We start from the raw sequence: 16,724 nt of genomic DNA on the forward strand, positions 1-16,724 counted from the left end.
TGAGATGAAAATGTTGTTACTGCTCGAACAGATGGCAGGCGACGTGACGTCCGGGCGACACCTCGCGCCATTCCGGCACAGCCTGGCGGCAGCTGTCCATAACGTATGGACAGCGCGTATGGAAGGTGCAGCCGGTCGGCGGCGATTGCGGATTGGGCACGTCGCCTGTGAGCACGATTCTCTCCCGTGCCGCCTCCGGGTCAGGGACCGGGACAGCAGACATCAGCGCTTTCGTATACGGATGCAGCGGCTCGGCGAACATCTCGGCCGTCGGCGCCATTTCCACCATTCTGCCCAGGTACATGACGCCTACCCGGTCGCAGATGAACTTCACCACAGACAAATCGTGGGAAATAAACATATATGTCAGCGAAAACTGGCTTTGCAAGTCCTGCATCAGGTTGAGCACTTGGGCCTGGATGGACACGTCGAGCGCCGATACCGGCTCGTCGCAGACCACGAATTTGGGCCGGAGCGCGAGTGCCCGGGCGATCCCGATCCGCTGCCGCTGTCCGCCCGAGAACTCGTGGGGGAAACGGCTCGCATGATACGGGGCCAGGCCTACTACGCTCATCAGCACGGCGATCCGGTCCTTGATCTCCGCCTCGGACAGCTTCAGGTGGGTGCGGAGCGGCTCTTCCAGCGTCCGCTGAACCGTCCACCGCGGGTCCAGCGAGGCGTACGGGTCTTGAAACACGATCTGCATGTTGGTGCGGAATTTCCGCATCTCGTCTGGCGGCAGCTTGCGAATGTCCTGGCCGTCAAACAGCACTTCACCCGCAGTCGGCTCGATCAGACGAAGAATCGTCCGGCCTGTCGTCGATTTTCCGCAGCCCGATTCGCCCACGATCCCGAGCGTCTCTCCCGGCTGGATGGAGAAGGAAACGCCGTCCACCGCTTTGACTGCGCCTACCTGCTTGCCAAACAGACCTTTTTTGATCGGGTAGTGCTTTTTTAGATCCTTTACTTCCAGCAGCGGCTTCACGCTTCCACCTCCTCATACAACAGGCAACGGCATTTATGCCCGGCCTCTACTTCCAGCAGCTCCGGTTTGACGCGGTCGCAAGCGTCGATCCGGAACGAGCACCGCGGGGCAAACCGGCAGCCCGGCGGCATTTCCAGCGGATTGGGCACGTTCCCCGGGATCGACTGCAGGCGCGTCTGATCGCCCGCAAGCTGCGGCAAGGACGCCATCAGCCCTTTGGTGTACGGATGCTTGGGGTCGCGAAACAGCGTCTTTACATCCGTCTCCTCGACGACCTGTCCCGCGTACATGACGACGACACGGTCGCACATTTCGGCCACGACACCGAGATCGTGCGTAATCATCAGGATCGCTGTCCCTTCTGTCTTTTGCAAATCCCGCATCAGATCGAGAATTTGCGCCTGGATCGTCACGTCGAGAGCCGTCGTCGGTTCGTCGGCGATCAGCAGCTGCGGATTGCAGGCCATCGCCATCGCGATCATGACGCGCTGCCTCATTCCGCCGGAGAGCTGGTGCGGATATTCGTCCGCGATCTGCTCCGGACGGGGAATCCCCACTTTTCTCAGCATCTCGATCGAATGCTCCCATGCCGCCTTTTTTCCGAGCTTCAGGTGGAAGCGGACTGCCTCCGAGATTTGGTGTCCGATCTTGAACACGGGATTGAGCGAGGTCATCGGCTCCTGAAAAATCATCGCCAGCCGGTTCCCGCGAATCTTGCGCATTTCCGCATCCGAGAGGGACGGCAGGCTCTTTCCTTCAAACCGGATGTCCCCCGAGGCGATGCGGCTTTGTCCTTTGGGCAAAAGCCCGATGATCGACAGCGATGTCACGCTTTTTCCGCAGCCGGATTCGCCCACGACGCCCAGCGTTTCGCCTTTGTGCAAGACCAGATCGACCCCGTCCACCGCCCGAACCACGCCCGCATGGGTCACAAATTCTGTTTGTAAGCCGGTGATCGAAAGCAGTGGTTGCATAACGAGTCGCCTCTCTTTCCTAATTCTTTGAAACGCCGCCCAGTGTTTGCAGGTGCTTCATCGAGCCGTACAGCTCCTGGATGCGGGCGAACTCCTCCTCGGAGTGGAACGAGCATTTGCCCCTGCCGTACTGCTTGGCCGTCTCAACGGCGAAACGGGCCGCAAGCGCGATGTCGACCTCGTGCGAAGCGCCTGTCGCGCAGCCGGGAACTGTCGAAGCTGCCGTGACGGCTACGCCGACCACAGGAGCCGAGGTGGCCACGGCTGGCTGCAAAATGCTGTTGATGTGGTACAGGCCGTTGCCGTACGGAGTAATGTCCTGCGTCGTGACAGCAAAGGTGACGGCTGGCTGCCCGGTTACGGTCTGAAGAATTTCAACCAGATCCTCGCTGATCCGCAGTACATACCCCTCGCGCACGGTCGGAGAAATGGCGATGCCTTTGTGGTTGATGACGCGGTTACCTTTCGTCGTATCAATGGAGAGAATCGCCTCCATTTCCGGCGATACCTCGTACTTGTTCATGGTCAAAATGTCTGTCGGCGAATCCATAAACGGAACGGGATCATGCGGTCTTGTCGGCGCATCGGGGCAAATGTGGGTGGCGATGATGACATCCCCGTCCAAGGTGTCGCCCTTTGCCTGCATTTCGATCAGCTTGGCGGCAGCGGCGATGGCTGCAGCCGCACCGTCGCCATCGGATACGAAGCCGATTTGTTCAGGCCGGGCACCGATGCCGCCGAGACGGCCGATGATTCCGAGAGTGGGACTTTGTCCGCCGTTTGTCCGTCCGGTCTTCCCCGGGATTTTGATCTGAATGAAGTCGGTGGAGCCTTTCGGGGAAGAAACCGTTTCGACGTGAATCGCTGCCGCTCCCTTGCCTTGCAAGTACGCCTCCACCTTTTTTCCGTTTACTGTCGCGTCATCGAGCAAATCTACTACTTCCAATACTTGTTTTAACAAGGCAGTACCCTCCTTTTACTTGTTGGCATTTGTGGTGCCGAGATATTTCAAGGCGGTCAGCGCGTATACCTTTGCCGCCTGGATCACTTGATCGACCGGCACGCGCTCGTTGAACGAGTGGATGCCAGCAAGCTCGGAAGGACCGTATTGCAGCACCGGAATTCCGTGCTTTCTGAAGTGGCGAGCGTCGCTTGACGCCCATTGCAGCACGCCGTACGCTTCCTTTTGGCTCACGTCCGTAATGCTTTCCACCAGCAGGCGGACGATGTCTTCGGAATCCGATGTCCAGTTGGCGTTGCCCTGGAATCCAAACGGCTTCAGCTCCACATCGATTCCCTCTTCCAAGAGCAGCCGCTTCGCTTCGGCGAGCACGTCCCGATAGTCGAGGCCAAACGGCACCCGCGTATCCACCTGCACGGTGCAGCGGTCAGCCACCACATTTACCTTCGTCCCGCCGCTGATCGTGCCGATGTTGATCGTCACGTGGTCATGCACGGCGCTGACGTCCTTGCCGGGATTGCGCACGAGTGCAAACTCTTTGGAAATGTTGATGATGTCCTGTACCTCTGCCGGAATGTCCGGCTTCAGCTCCCACAGCTTTTGCAGGGCCTGGATCGCCCGGGCCGCCTTCAGGATGGCGCTCTCGCCGTTGAGCGGAGCGAGACTGCCGTGACCGGGGGTGCCTTCAACCGTAAATTCAAACCAGCAGCTGCCCTTTTGCCCGATGGTCGGGTTTTGCGGATGGGATGGCTCCGCGATCACCGCTGCTGTTCCCGCGATCAGACCGCGATCGAGCACCCAGGGCACACCGAGATCGCCGCCGGTCTCCTCGTCAGGGACAATAAAGAGAGACAAATTCCCCGCCAGCGGAACGCCCAGCCGGGCAAACAAGCCCGTGACGAAGATCAATCCGGCAAGACCGCCCTTCATATCGGTTGCGCCGCGTCCGTGAATAAAGCCGTCCTTCACCAGGCCGCTGTACGGGGGTACGTCCCACCGGGAGAGGTCGCCAGCCGGCACTACATCCGTGTGGCCGCAATACAAAAGATGGCGGTCAGGCGACGGGCTGCCGATGGTGGAGATCAGGTTCCACATCGTTTCCCCGGATTCGTGGATCGCGGTGTCGATCCCTTCCTGCTTCAAATAGTCGATGATGAACTTGCTGATCGGCCGGGAATCTCCCGGCGGGTTTTCGCTGGGAAACTGAATCAGCCTGGAGCAAAGCTCAATCAGCTCGTCTTGTCGCTTGTCAATTTCTTCGATAACCAATCGATTCCAATCAGTCATTGGTGCACCCCTTTTCACGGCAATAAGTAGATGTGATGGCCCATCGGCGAAAGGAAACTGCCAGGTACGGAAAGTGAGTGCCCCCGTTGTGCGAACCGGGGGCTGTTGTCTCTACTCTTTGGAGAGCGGGTAGAAGCGGATGATTTCATCCGGGAAGAACGCGTACCCTTTCAGGTTTTTGTTCACTCCGACTACACGGTTGTATTCGTACATGTACGCCCACGGTGCATCAGCCGTGATGAGCTGCTGCGCCTCTTTGTACATTTCGTAGCGCTTGACCGGATCGGCCTCGACATCCGCCTTCTCCCACAGCTCGTCCACCTTCGGATTTTGGTAGTTGATGTAGTTGGAGGAGCCTTTGCCGTACAGCAGGAAGCCAAGGTGATAGCCGGGGTCGTTTACAAACGAAGTCCACTTGGACAGAAACGCCGTCAGATTCTTTTCTTTTTGCATTTGCAGGAACTGCGCGCGAGCCACTTTCTTGATGTTCATTTTTACACCGATTTTTTCCAGCTCGGCCTGAATCAGCACCGCGTCATCTTCCCAATCCTGGAACCCGGAGCCGAGCGTGAAGTCAAACGAGAATCCGTTCTCAAGTCCCGCTTCCTTCAGCAGCTGCTTTGCTTTTACCAGATCGTGCGTGTAGACAAAACCGGCGTCGGTAGAGCCTGGCGTGTTGCTCGGAACGGCACTCTTCAGCTGTTTGGCCTGGCCGTACATGACGTCGTTGATCAGCTTGTCATACGGAATCGCGTAGGAGATGGCCTGACGGACCTTCGGGTTGTCAAACGGCTTTACTTTGTTGTTCATGGCGAAATACAGAATCCGGTTGCTCGGGTTGGAGTGGATCGTGACGTTTTCATTTTGCTTCAAGCTTTCCACGTCTTTGACGGGAATTTCGATAGCCAGATCGACGTCGCCTTTGCCCAAAAGCAGGACGCGGCTGGACGCTTCCTTGGTGAATTTCATCGTGACCTTGTCTACCTTTGGTGCGCCTTGCCAGTAGTCGGGATTGGCGACCAGAACCGCTTCGGAAGCAGGGTCCCACTTTTCCAGCTTGAACGGACCGGAGCCCGCAGCGTTTGTCTTCAGGTAGTCGACGCCCTTCTCTTTGACCACCGACGGGTCGATGATCGAGAAGTTGTATTGCGCCAGGTATTGGAGAATCAACGGATTTTGCTTGCTCAGCTTCAGCTCGACAGTCTTGTCGTCCTTGGCCGTAAAGCTTTCGATGCTGGCCATTTTGAAGATACTGGACTCCCCGTTTTTCAGGTGATCCATCGAGAAGACGACGGCCTCTGCATTGACCGGATTGCCGCTGTGGAACTTCGCGTCATCACGGAGCGTAAAGGTATAGGTCAGCCTGTCGTCGGACACTTTCCATTCTTTTGCCAGCATCGGCTTGACCACTTCGGTATCGGCGACCTGCGTGCCGTCTACCTCTTTGGTTCCGAATTGGACGAGCTGGTCGTAGGTCGCCACGATCAGCGTATCGGAGGTCAGATCGCTCGCCTGCGCAGGGTCCATCGTCGTGCCGCCTTCGGAGTACGCGATGGTAATGCCTTTGCCTGCCTGAGGCTGCGCCTGCTGCTGTTCAGGCTGTTTTTGCCCCTCGGCCGGCTTCTGGTTGGCATTGGGACTGCAGCCCGCAGCGACGAGCATGGCTGACAGTGTTAGTAGAGCTAGCCACTTGCGTTTCTTCACATGAATCTCCCCCTACTTTTGTGTATATGTGTTACCTGCTGGATCGAAGGCGCGGGTCAAGGACATCTCGCAGGCCGTCTCCCAGCAGGTTGAAACCGAGAATCGATGTGGCAATCGCCAAGCCCGGGAAGGTAACCAGCCACCATTCGCCGGAAATGATGTACTCCCGCCCCTCCGAAATCATCGCGCCCCATTCGGAGATCGGCGGCTTTACACCGAGACCGAGGAAGCTCAGACTGGCTGCGGTCAGGATCGCAAAGCCCATCCCGAGCGTCGCTCGGACGAGCAATGGCGCCAGCGCGTTGGGGAAAATGTGGCGAAACAAGATGATCGAATCCTTTACGCCGGTAGCCCGGCACGCTTCGACGAATTCCTTTTCGCGAAGGGAGACGGTCTGTCCGAACATCAGCCGGGCAAACTCGGGAATCCCGACGATCCCGACCGCGATCATCGCGCTGATCAGTCCGGGACCAATTGAAGCGGCAATCGCCATCGCGAGGACGAGCGACGGAAAGGCGAGCAAGGTGTCCATCACCCGCATGATCACGTTTCCGGTCACCCCGCCGTAGTAAGCGGCGATCCCGCCCAGCGGAACCCCGATGCAAAAGGAGATTCCCACGGCGATCAGGCCTGTCCAAATCGAAATTTGCGCGCCGTAGAGAACGCGGCTGAAAATGTCGCGGCCGAAGTTGTCCGTACCGAACCAATGCTCTGCGCTTGGCCCCTGCAATTTAATGGACGTATCCGGGGCATTCGGCGCGTACGGTGCGACCAGCGGCGCCACGAGTGCCGCTACGGTCCACATCACGATAAAAAATAGTCCGAGCGCTGCCAGCCTGTTTTGCAGCAGCAGCCGAAAAGTCGACCTCGGTTTGATTGTCTTTGCACTCCCAACGGTTGTGGGCGAACTCTGTGTTGCGCTGTTCATGAAATCCCCCCTTTGCTTCGATGCCTAGTCATAACGGATGCGCGGATCGATAAATCCGTAAATCAAATCGACCGACAGATTGATCAGGCTGTACAGGATGGCGCTGACCAGGGTAAACGCCTGGATGGGAGCGTAATCCGTCGCCAAAATGGACTCAGTCACATAGCTTCCCAGGCCGGGCCAGGAAAAGATCGTCTCGGTAATGACCGCTCCGCCCAGCAGCTGGCCGAACTGGAGTCCGAGTATCGTCAAGGTCGGAATCAAGGCGTTGACCAGACCGTGCTTGAAAATGACGATACGCTCCATCAAGCCCTTTGCTCTCGCCGTCCGGATGTAGTCCTGTCCGATCACTTCCAGCATGCTGGAGCGGACCATCCGTGCGACGATTGCCATCGTCCCGGTACTCAGACAGATCGCCGGGAGCAAGATGTGCGACAGCGCCTGCTTGAAGGCGATCATGTCGCCGGACAGCAGGCTGTCCACGAGGAACAGCCCCGTTACATGGGTAGGCGGATTGATTTCCCCGCCGATCCGTCCCATCGGTGCAGGGGACCAGCCCAGCTTGGAATAAAAGAAGTAGATCAGAATCAGTCCGAGCCAAAAAATCGGAACACAGGCGCCGATCAATGAAAACACCCGCGATATGTGGTCGGTGATCGACTCTTTTTTCGTCGCCGCAACGACCCCGACAGGGATGGCGACCAATATCGCGATCAAAATGCTGAAGAGCGTCAGCTCGACCGTTGCCGGAAAGCGCGTGGCGAAGTCTTCGAGCACGCTGTGGCCGGTGTGCCAGGCAAAGCCAAGGTCGCCTTTCGCAAGGGCGCCCAAATAGTCGAAAAACTGAACGTAGAGCGGATCGTTTAGCCCCAGGTCCTCTCTGATTTTTGCCAGCTGTGCCTCGTCCGCTTGCTCTCCCGCTATCATCAGGGCGGGATCGCCGGGCAGCACCCTCGACAAGAGGAATGTAATCAGGATAATCCCGATGAGGCCCGGAATCATTAGCAGCAATCTTCGGAAAATGTAAATGAGCAATCTCCCAACCCCCCTCATACTTCCGATCCAGATCTGAAATATGAAAATTTTCATATATTTGTGGTTATTGTACCTGTACCGACTTCTTGTCCACTACGTCCGCTCGCAATAAAAAAGAGGCATAACATTTGTCCCCATTGAACAAAGAGCCCCGGTTTCACTCGCTTGCACCCGTGCAAAAAAATACCGAACAAATACATAGCATGAATGGAAAATTGTTTGTAAAAAACAGGAATCTCCAAAGCAACCTGCCATAAAGGCATGCTTATATGGAAGAGAAAGGAGACATTTGATTGTTCCGAAGGACGGTGAGACGGGGAAAATAAAGCCCGGAAGATAGGCTGGCAGGATCAACAGAAACGTATTTTCGAGTCTGGAGTACAGAGTGGAGTAATCCAATATGAAAAAACTCGATTTCCTTCGTGTACAGGAAATCGAGTTCCATCTTGCATCCAAGTCCCTAGTGTTTTTTATGGCATGAGGAGTGTGGCCACGATGGCCACATGAAGTACAAGTCGCAACAAGCGTTTTTACTACTTCTGATTATCTTCTGGAAGTAGCGAATTTTCCAAACCCATAAAACTGGCTACAGAGAGCTCTTCTTCGTTTATAACCTGAAATCGGTAATTGGCAGGAGACAATAGCGCCTGTTTATCAGCTTCCGTCAAATTTTCTTTTAGCTTCAGCTTTTGCGAAATCGTATACAGATTCTCTTTACTGTTTAACTCAATTTGAACGAGTGAAGGAGATTCAGCAAGCAAATTCTTAATTGTCTCGTTACCCGGCAGATCTCCAAACGTAAAGTAAATGGGTTTTTCCGTATGCATCATTTTTTCTTTCAAGGAATCCGAGAGTAAGATTCGTAACGTGAGTTCTACCGAATTATCGCTTTTTTTGATTTGAAGCACGGATGTTTTCAAATTCTCCCCTGTAAATTCTTCGAAATAGTCGTAGACGCTTCCATACGACTTTTCTTTGGGGACTGTTTGCATCATGTCACTTGGTGTTTTTTCCACTGTTTCTGATGAATTATCCCCGCTACAACCACTAAGAAGAACGATAAACAGAAGGAGAAGAACATGGAGAGGTCGGATCATAGATTTTTTGATTTTTTACTGGAATATTCTTTGTACGAATATTTGACGTTAACGTAGTTAGAATCTTTTACTCTCCCTTGGAAATATTTCACCAGGTTTCCGGTTGTTTTTACAGCTTTTGATCCGTATTCAACGGTTGTTATCGTACGCTTTGGTATGACCCAAGTGTGGGTTGTTTCTATAGTGTCTTCTTTTCCGAATGAAATTTCTGCATGAATCCCGACTTTCCCCTCTATTATCCTCCAGTTGACTTTCGTCTCGCCTGACCCACCTATTTTTCCGGTCAAAAAGGTTTTTCTTGTTACCTTTCTTGAAAAGGAATCGTTTTCGTCACTATCATTTTCGATTTCAGCTTCATAAGATTTTGATTTGTATAGATCCTTGGTGGACATTTCATAGACTGTACCAGTCATATCATTGCCTAAGGGACCAATCTTATTTAAATCACTCTTTGCTAGGGCTTTTGTAAAATCATATTCTACCGGGTTTTCATATACCCGTTCAACAATCGTAAGGCTCCCTATTTTAATTGTCTCGCCCTGAGATGCTGCGAAGGCAGAACCAGCTCCAGATACGACTAAACTGCTAACCAAGACAGTCGCAATAGAAAGTTTTTTAATATTCATTTTCTCATTTTCTCCTCCTAGTATTCCCCATAATTTCAACACGGAATGATTCTAACACAAAATCCCAATTATTTACAATGGTTGGGATTTGTAGCAATGCATGGCAATCGCCGCTGGATCATGATTCGTCCAGAAGACGGCTGCAGCGGGCTATTCATTTGCTTTCAAGTAATGATACGTCAGACATAGATGATAGACAAAACGCTGCCTCGGACAGCTCAAGTCGATTGGAATGATTTCGCGAATCCGCTGCAGTCTGTATTTGACCGAATTGCGGTGAATATAGAGACGATTGGATGTCTCGATCAAATTTCCCGATGACTCCAGGAAGTGGTAAAGAGTTCGCAAAAAGTCGCTGCCGTGCTCTTTGTCATGTGCATGGAGTTTCCCCAGCTTTCGCTCGAACAGCTCGGAGAAATGAGCATGATCCGCATACTCTGCCAACAGTTGAAAGGCCTCGACATCTTCAAAGGCCGTGACCTCCATGGGACGGGACAGCTTCATCCCGATCGCCAGCGCTTTTCTCGCTTCCGTATAGCTCTGATGCACATGCCACAAGGGATAGGCTCTTCCGCATCCGATATGGATATCATGCCGTTTGCCCCCTTGCTCGCGCAGACTTCGCTCAATGCCATGCCGCCACTCAAAACCGGGGACAGCTTCGGTTTCCGTGCCTTTCTTGGCCTTTCCTGGCTGTTCTTGGCCTGCCGGTTTGCTGGAGAGCAGAAGCAGCAGCGAATTATGCCTGACCTCCACGTGTGCCTGGAAGCCCCTCTGCTGAGCCTCCTGCTCCAGAGACTGGCGAAAACGCGAAGCGGGCGCCGCGATCTGGCGAACAACCGTTTCGTTGCCTTCAATAATGGCTACCTCCCAATCCTGGCTCGGGTTCAAGCCGAGCTGTCTTCCCCTCCGCTCTACCTCATGTCTGGCGGGGGGAACGGCGGAGAGCAGCTCGTCGATAAAATTTCCTCTCAATCGATTCTCTGTATCCATGGCCGTTTTGGTACGCATCAGCTCCAGGGCGACCACGACTCGCGCCTGCTCCACGCATACCTGCTGGATGTCGTCCAGGCTTTCCTTGTCTATCTGGAGCTTGCCTACTACCTGCTTGTCTACCGCTATATCCCATTCCAGCTGCTTGGACTGCGGCTTCCAGTCCGGCGGGACGGAGACGAGTACGTGTCCGTGGTTGTCCAGCACCCGGACCGCTCCTTTGACCAGCTCCGAAACATTATCTGCCACCGCTTGCAGCCCGCTGTTTTCCAAAACCATCGTCGTCAGCGTCCGGTATACCTCCTCGGAGCGGCGCAGCAGAGCCGCCTGGCGATCCAGCACCTGCTCCATGACGGCATGGGTGATGTCCATATAGGGGATCATCGCCGGCAGCTCAATGATCGGCAGCTGATAGCGATTGCTCACCGAAATCATCTCTTCCGGCAGGTCGTGGAGAAACCTCTCCGGCTTGATCGCCAGTGCCGCTGCTCCCGCCTGGGCCATATGTTCGACGATTTCGGGCAAAAGCGAAGGATCGTGACGGATGGAGTACGCTGTAGTCAAAAGCAGTTCGCCTTCTCGCAGCCACCCTCTCAAATCCGGGACTTCCATGATATCAATAAACCGCACCACACGATCCATGCCTTCAAATCCACTGATAACACGAGCGTCTTTCAAAAGGGGCATCTCCATTAACTCTCGAATGGTCACTCCGTTCACAAAGCTTCCCTCCTTCGCCGCGCTGTTTGAAAAATAGTGTAGCAAAAATATAGTCAAAATAGACAAAAAATTTAGTATTAACGATAAAATTTTCTTGCTGGTTGAAATAGACAGGGGCAGGCGACACTCTCTGTATCAAAAGGGGCAGTCCGATCAAGTAGTTGCCTACGATAGGACTGCCCCAGTTTGCTATCCATTCTTCAGTTCGTCATCCTCTGTAGATTTAGCCCAGCTCTCCCAGCACCCGCGCGACCAGCGTCCGCGACAGGATGACCGGCTTGCCTGTAATCTGCTTGACCGTCCGCTTCATTTCCTCCGTATAGCCCATGCAATCCAGCAAGATCAAGTCTACATCATGCTCCTTCAGCGAAAGTGCCGCCTTTTCGATCTCGTCGCCCGGCAGGTACGGAGAACCGGCTGCCGTGAAGACCTCGAGTCCGTCGCGTTCCCATTTCTCCAACGAAGCTTCGCGCTGCTCGGGTACCGGATTGATGACGCCGAGCTTGCCCTTTGCCAGCAAGCCGTGAACGGCGTTGTTTAGGATGCGGTCCGGCTCCAGCAGTAGAGCGTTGCAGTCAAAAGACGGAAAATGACCGGTGCACAACAGCAAAATAACGTCGACTCCATCTGCTTGCAGCTCGTCGATCCGCTGCTGCATCAGGTGCAGGATGGACTGCTTGGACATCGTAACCTGCGAGCCGTCCCGCAAGCGGCTGACCAGCACATTTTCACCCGGCTTCGGCGCAAGGGCTGCCAATTCTTCCGGGCCAAGCCCGTCCAATGCCCCTTTTTCCACGACCTGAAACTCGGTGAGAAAAGGCAGCATCTCCGGCGTTACATCGACACGCGGTGATTGACCGATGGTGATTGCCCCCAGCTTTTTCATACGGCGGCTCCATCCGGGGAAAGCGAATTCTGTTTTTTCAGAAACATCGAGGCAGTCGCTCCGATCGCCATGATCGGGTCCATGGCGGGCAGCTGCAGCCTCTCCATCAGTTCCTTGGCAAAGCCGATCGTGGCAAAGCCGGTGCAGCACAGCACGATCGATTCTGCTCCTTGTTCTTTCAGCCACTTCGCCGCTTCGAGCGCATTTTTCCGTCCTTCCGGGGTTTGCAGATCAAGAGTAGTTCGCACTCCATCGGGCCTTTTCATGCCGACATAGGCATCCCCGAGGATTTGTTTGACCAGCGGCGGTGCATCATCGAGAATCGTCAATACACCCGCCTTGCGCGACATCGCCATCGCCTGATGGGCGGCAGCCGAGCCCGCTCCGATCACCGGGACACGGACAGCCTGTCTCACTTCCGCCAAAGCCGGGTCGGCCGCGCAGCTGATCCCGATCGCTTGACAGCCCTTTGCCTCCAGGCGTTTGGCCACCTCAATGATTTTCGGGACCGCAATGTCCTCTGTTTCCTGATCGTAGATGCCTTTCGGCTGATCCCAGATGCACTCGCTCACTACCGGAATCTGGTACTGTCGCTCGATTAGCTCCCCGTGACGGTGTACATCGCGGGGATCGGAAAGCGTGAGAACACGAATAATGCCCAGCATGCCAACCCCTCCTGTCAACTTTGCCTTGTGTTTTCCTTACATTATAGGCAGAGCCGTTTGGCGAGGAATACGGCCTGATCAGCTAAAAAGACGGATAAAATTTGTCCCTTATGCACAAATCAGTGCTTGCAGAAAAAAGAGAAAAGCCACCTCTGGGGTGACTTTTCACGTCGTGTGACATTTCAATAGCTTGACATGGCTTTGACTTCGCTTTTGTACTTGTTCCAGAAATGCTTTTCGTTCTTTCGTTCTCGTTCCTCTACTTCTGTCTGGTTTCTGTTTCCGCTTCTTCGGTAGCCACTTCTATGTGTTCAGTTTCTGCGTCTTTCGCTGTGACTTCTGCTGGTTCTGCTTGGGCTATTTCTGATTCTACGGCTTCTGTTTGTACTTCTACTGTTTCTGCTACTACTGTTTCCATAGCTTCTGCTTCCAGTTCTTCTTTTTCAACTACAACTGTCTCCACAGCTTCTGCTTCCACTTCTTCTTTTTCAACTACAACTGTCTCCACAGCTTCTGCTTCCACTTCTTCCGCTTCCGCAGCCTCTTCCGCCTCTTCTTCATCCACAAGCTTCAAATTCCAATCAAGCCTCCGCCACAGGCTGTCCTTATTCAAAACAAGGCTTCGGACATAGTCGGTATGCTGCTTGGCCTTCTCCTCACTGATCGTCCCCAGCCAAAATTGACGGCCAGCCACGTAGCTGATGCCGTACTCCAGCCAGCCCGAATACGATTCCTGGGCCACGACCGCCACTTTCCTGATCAACTCCCATGATGTTTCCTCGGATATGTATCCGACAAAAGCCCCCATCCTGCACAAATCGACATATCTGCCAAAATCCCATGCTGCGATGCCCGCCAGAGGAAGCTTGTGCATGTACGCCTTTACCAGGATGTACTGCATATGCTTTTCCGTATTTTTCGGCAGCGTCTCAAGGAAGGCTGATTGATCCGCCATAGACAGAGTGGACAAGAAGCTACGCATTTCGTAAAAGGAGGTGCGATGCCCCTCTTCCTGAAGCCAGCGCAGGTTGTTCATCAAATCCTCGGTGCTCTCGATTCCCCAGCCTCGTTTCAGAGACCGCCGGATTGCTTCGAGATTCTCTTCGGTTGGCTCGATTTCGTAGTTGTTTGCGGCATCGTAGCCGTTCATCTCAAATAAAACGGCCCCCAGCGCCAATCCCCACAAGTCGGTCGGATCGAGTGTCGCTTGTTTGCTGCTCATCGGCTATTCCTCCCCCTGCCAATAATGTATGTCGGGAACCTCTTCAAGCTCCTGGTGCCATACGAAGGGAAGCGAGGATGGCCACAAAGCTTGGGAGGATTGTTTTTTACGGAACAGACCGAAAAGCCCTTTCTTGCTTTGGCTGACGATTCCCTCGTAACGGCGCTGATACTCGGCATTTCCGGGAACGGCCTCCAACGCTTTCTTGGCAAAAGCAGCAGCCTCTTCCATCCTGCCCAGATCAAAATAGACCATGCTCAAATAACTGCATGTATCGCCGTCCGCTTTGAGCCGGTAAGCCTGCTCCAGGTAAAGCGCAGCTATCTGATAACGCTCCAGGCGGTAATGAACATAGCCGGCATAAAACAGGAGGGTCGGGTCCCACTGCTCCTTCGGTACCACATTGCGGAAATTGTCTGCGATGGCGACAGCCTCTTCCCACTCCCCTTGCTGGATCGAGATGTTGAGCAATGAAGTGGCGGCCCATTCGCGATAGTCCTCGCCCAGCAGCAACTGCTTGAGATACGGAATCGCTCTCGTCTGAGCATTCTCCTTCAGCAGGCTGTATACAGCCATTTTGACCAGATCCTGATTGTCTGGGAACTGGGCAGCCCCGCTGCAGTACACTTCCCGTGCTTGCTCCTCGTCTCCCATCCCGCGATACACGTCGCCCATCACCAGATAGGCATCGGGGTCGTTTTCGTGGCTCTCTTTGTAATATTCAATGGCCCCGAGCGCATTCTCGTAATCTCCCAACTTGAAATGGCAGATCGCGATAAAGTAAAAGGACAGCTCGTTGTCCCCCCACCGTTCGGATTCGTGAAAGCCTTCTATCGCCCTGTCGTATTCGCCCAGACGAAAATGGCTGTATGCCTTTCGATGCCAGGCCCCGGAGAAGTTGTACTCGTGGTTGATGACGATCTGATGGTCATCTCTGGATTCCTTGTAATGATTCAGCCAATAGTGGGCGAGCCCCCTGGTCGAATAATAAATCCAGCGTGTAGGGTTCAACGAAATGGCCTGATCGGACAGCTCCACGCAGCGTTTGTATTCCTTCTGGCAGCGATATGCCTCCGCCAGCTGATGGAGAATCTCGGGATGGTTGGGCATAAGCTCCATGGCGGCGGTCAGGTCTTCGATGGCCGCCTCGTATTGGTTGCTTTCCACATACGTAGTACCCCGCTCCAGGAGAATCGCCCACTCGCTGTCCCCTGCCTGGCGGGCAAGCTCCAACGCCTTATCCAGATGAGCGAGTCCTTCCTCCGTCTGTTCCTGCTTGATCAGCGCCCGGCCCCAGAGCAGCTCCATGTCCACTGTAAGCGGAATGGCTCTCTGAATGCGGTCGAGTGATTCTACGCACTCCTCATACCGTTCCAGATCGAAGCAGACGCTCGCCAAGCAAAACCTGCGCTCGTGATCGTCCGGCGCCTCCTGCAGTTCCTCCTGAAGCTGATCGGCGAGCAAGCCGTTTAGCGCAAGCAGGCGGACTTGTACGTCGATGTCGTACGGACATTGAACGAGTATCCGCTTCAGCACCGCCCTCGCCTCGGTCAGCTTTCCAAGCGAGACATAGCAGCGGGCAAGCCCGCTCAAAGCGAGTTCATTGTCGGGAGAAAGCGAGAGGACATGCTGATAGTCTTCTTGCGCCTCTTCGTACTTGCCAATCTTCCGCAATATGTTTGCCCGATGGATGTAGCCGTCGATCTCCTCCGGAAGCACCTCGGTCAGCCGGTAAAAGGCATGAAAAGCGTTCTCCAGATCGTCTTTGCGCAGATAGAAGTGCCCGATCATCCTCAGCAAATCGGGGTCCTCGGTAAACATGTTGGAAGCAATCGCGAGGTACTTCTCGGCTTCCTCCAGCTCATTGTCCAGCATCGCCCGAAACGCGTGCTCCCGGCAATCGATAAAGTCGTCGTACTCGTAATCGCTGTCCTCGTCTTTTTTCAAAAATTCGTAGCGAAGCTCCCACGGCTTTTTGATCTGGTTGATGACAAAGCGAATGAAATTTTCCGGAAACTCCTGGGAAAGCTCCATCTCCTGATCGGTCCAGAAGAAGTAATCGTTCAACAGCCTCCATATTTGACGGGGCAAATGGTACTTCTCCATCAGGAATGTCAGCATTTCTTTGTTGGTCCGCTGCTTGACTTCCAGCTGCCAGTATTCTTCCTTTTCCAGCAGCGCCACCCATTTCTCGCGGTCAATCCGGGATGGGAAATCAGCGTAGAGCACAGTCACTTGCGAAATAAAATGCTCGGCAAGCTCCTCGGGTGTGGCCGGCTCTTTTCCCGCTGAAAAGCTTCGGCTGGCCAGCCTTTCTCCCGCTTGCTCAGGGCCCCCTGCTTCAAGGGCTTCCCCTTCGCGGGGTCCTTGCTCCCGGACGCCAGTCCATACCGCTTCTGCTGCCGGAGCTGCTTCCTCCTCCGGATCGAGTACAAAAACAGAACCAGCCGCATCGCCTGACGCAGCCGCTTCCTGTAAAAATTTCGCTTCGCGGAGGGCATGCTCATACGCTTCCCGCAGCCGCTGAAACCCTTCCGGATCGTCCTCCGGGTGATAGGTTTTCAACAGTCTGGCATACGCTCGCTTGATTGCCCCCTGATCGGACGTAGGTTCGATGCCCAAAAATTCCCAACTGTTCATA

14 protein-coding genes are annotated in these 16,724 nt (G+C 54.3%); all 14 read right to left on the reverse strand.

The window, feature by feature from the left end; genetic code table 11:
• Positions 1-16: 16 nt before the first annotated feature.
• Positions 17-985, reverse strand: coding sequence for a dipeptide ABC transporter ATP-binding protein (locus tag NSQ24_RS22435; protein WP_339166620.1), 969 nt, complete (start codon positions 983-985; stop codon positions 17-19).
• Positions 982-1,959 carry an ABC transporter ATP-binding protein gene (locus tag NSQ24_RS22440; protein ID WP_024985245.1) on the reverse strand — a complete coding sequence of 326 codons (978 nt, stop codon included), beginning with the start codon at positions 1,957-1,959 and terminating at the stop codon, positions 982-984. Before NSQ24_RS22440 ends, NSQ24_RS22435 begins: the two co-directional genes overlap by 4 nt.
• Positions 1,960-1,978: 19 nt before the next feature.
• Positions 1,979-2,920, reverse strand: a complete 942-nt coding sequence (locus NSQ24_RS22445; RefSeq protein WP_003390049.1) for a DUF1177 domain-containing protein — start codon at positions 2,918-2,920, stop codon at positions 1,979-1,981.
• A 15-nt stretch (positions 2,921-2,935) separates the two neighbouring features.
• Entirely contained in the window at positions 2,936-4,207 is a 1,272-nt protein-coding gene (locus NSQ24_RS22450; protein WP_003390051.1) for an ArgE/DapE family deacylase, read from the reverse strand.
• Between the two features lie 111 nt (positions 4,208-4,318).
• Positions 4,319-5,911 carry an ABC transporter substrate-binding protein gene (locus tag NSQ24_RS22455; protein ID WP_024985243.1) on the reverse strand — a complete coding sequence of 531 codons (1,593 nt, stop codon included), beginning with the start codon at positions 5,909-5,911 and terminating at the stop codon, positions 4,319-4,321.
• A gap of 31 nt (positions 5,912-5,942) precedes the next feature.
• A complete protein-coding gene (locus NSQ24_RS22460; RefSeq protein WP_227278176.1) occupies positions 5,943-6,839 on the reverse strand; it encodes an ABC transporter permease in 897 nt (298 codons plus the stop codon).
• Between the two features lie 24 nt (positions 6,840-6,863).
• Positions 6,864-7,874, reverse strand: a complete 1,011-nt coding sequence (locus NSQ24_RS22465) for an ABC transporter permease (RefSeq protein WP_003390054.1) — start codon at positions 7,872-7,874, stop codon at positions 6,864-6,866.
• A 533-nt stretch (positions 7,875-8,407) separates the two neighbouring features.
• Entirely contained in the window at positions 8,408-8,890 is a 483-nt protein-coding gene (locus NSQ24_RS22470; protein ID WP_231504361.1) for a hypothetical protein, read from the reverse strand.
• Positions 8,891-8,967: 77 nt separating this feature from the next.
• Positions 8,968-9,597: a hypothetical protein gene (locus tag NSQ24_RS22475; RefSeq protein WP_122957820.1), complete on the reverse strand. Its 630-nt coding sequence runs from the start codon at positions 9,595-9,597 to the stop codon at positions 8,968-8,970.
• A gap of 150 nt (positions 9,598-9,747) precedes the next feature.
• Positions 9,748-11,310: a PucR family transcriptional regulator gene (locus NSQ24_RS22480; RefSeq protein WP_024985241.1), complete on the reverse strand. Its 1,563-nt coding sequence runs from the start codon at positions 11,308-11,310 to the stop codon at positions 9,748-9,750.
• Between the two features lie 223 nt (positions 11,311-11,533).
• Entirely contained in the window at positions 11,534-12,196 is a 663-nt protein-coding gene (locus NSQ24_RS22485; protein ID WP_039070157.1) for an AroM family protein, read from the reverse strand.
• Positions 12,193-12,861: an aspartate/glutamate racemase family protein gene (locus NSQ24_RS22490; RefSeq protein WP_003390060.1), complete on the reverse strand. Its 669-nt coding sequence runs from the start codon at positions 12,859-12,861 to the stop codon at positions 12,193-12,195. Before NSQ24_RS22490 ends, NSQ24_RS22485 begins: the two co-directional genes overlap by 4 nt.
• A gap of 259 nt (positions 12,862-13,120) precedes the next feature.
• Entirely contained in the window at positions 13,121-14,083 is a 963-nt protein-coding gene (locus NSQ24_RS22495) for a DUF1266 domain-containing protein (RefSeq protein WP_216621097.1), read from the reverse strand.
• A 3-nt stretch (positions 14,084-14,086) separates the two neighbouring features.
• On the reverse strand, positions 14,087-16,723 hold the full coding sequence (locus NSQ24_RS22500; RefSeq protein WP_339166625.1) for a tetratricopeptide repeat protein: 2,637 nt from the start codon (positions 16,721-16,723) through the stop codon (positions 14,087-14,089).
• Between the last annotated feature and the right edge of the window lies 1 nt (position 16,724).

The organism is Brevibacillus sp. FSL L8-0520 (assembly GCF_037963895.1).
In the GTDB taxonomy this organism is placed as follows: Bacteria; Bacillota; Bacilli; order Brevibacillales; family Brevibacillaceae; genus Brevibacillus; species Brevibacillus borstelensis.

Coding starts and splice junctions, on each gene's coding strand:
- NSQ24_RS22490 (WP_003390060.1), bottom strand. CDS start 12,861: ATGCTGGGCATTATTCGTGTTCTCACGCTTTCCGATCCCCGCGATGTA.
- NSQ24_RS22475 (WP_122957820.1), bottom strand. CDS start 9,597: ATGAATATTAAAAAACTTTCTATTGCGACTGTCTTGGTTAGCAGTTTA.
- NSQ24_RS22485 (WP_039070157.1), bottom strand. CDS start 12,196: ATGAAAAAGCTGGGGGCAATCACCATCGGTCAATCACCGCGTGTCGAT.
- NSQ24_RS22495 (WP_216621097.1), bottom strand. CDS start 14,083: ATGAGCAGCAAACAAGCGACACTCGATCCGACCGACTTGTGGGGATTG.
- NSQ24_RS22440 (WP_024985245.1), bottom strand. CDS start 1,959: ATGCAACCACTGCTTTCGATCACCGGCTTACAAACAGAATTTGTGACC.
- NSQ24_RS22500 (WP_339166625.1), bottom strand. CDS start 16,723: ATGAACAGTTGGGAATTTTTGGGCATCGAACCTACGTCCGATCAGGGG.
- NSQ24_RS22450 (WP_003390051.1), bottom strand. CDS start 4,207: ATGACTGATTGGAATCGATTGGTTATCGAAGAAATTGACAAGCGACAA.
- NSQ24_RS22460 (WP_227278176.1), bottom strand. CDS start 6,839: ATGAACAGCGCAACACAGAGTTCGCCCACAACCGTTGGGAGTGCAAAG.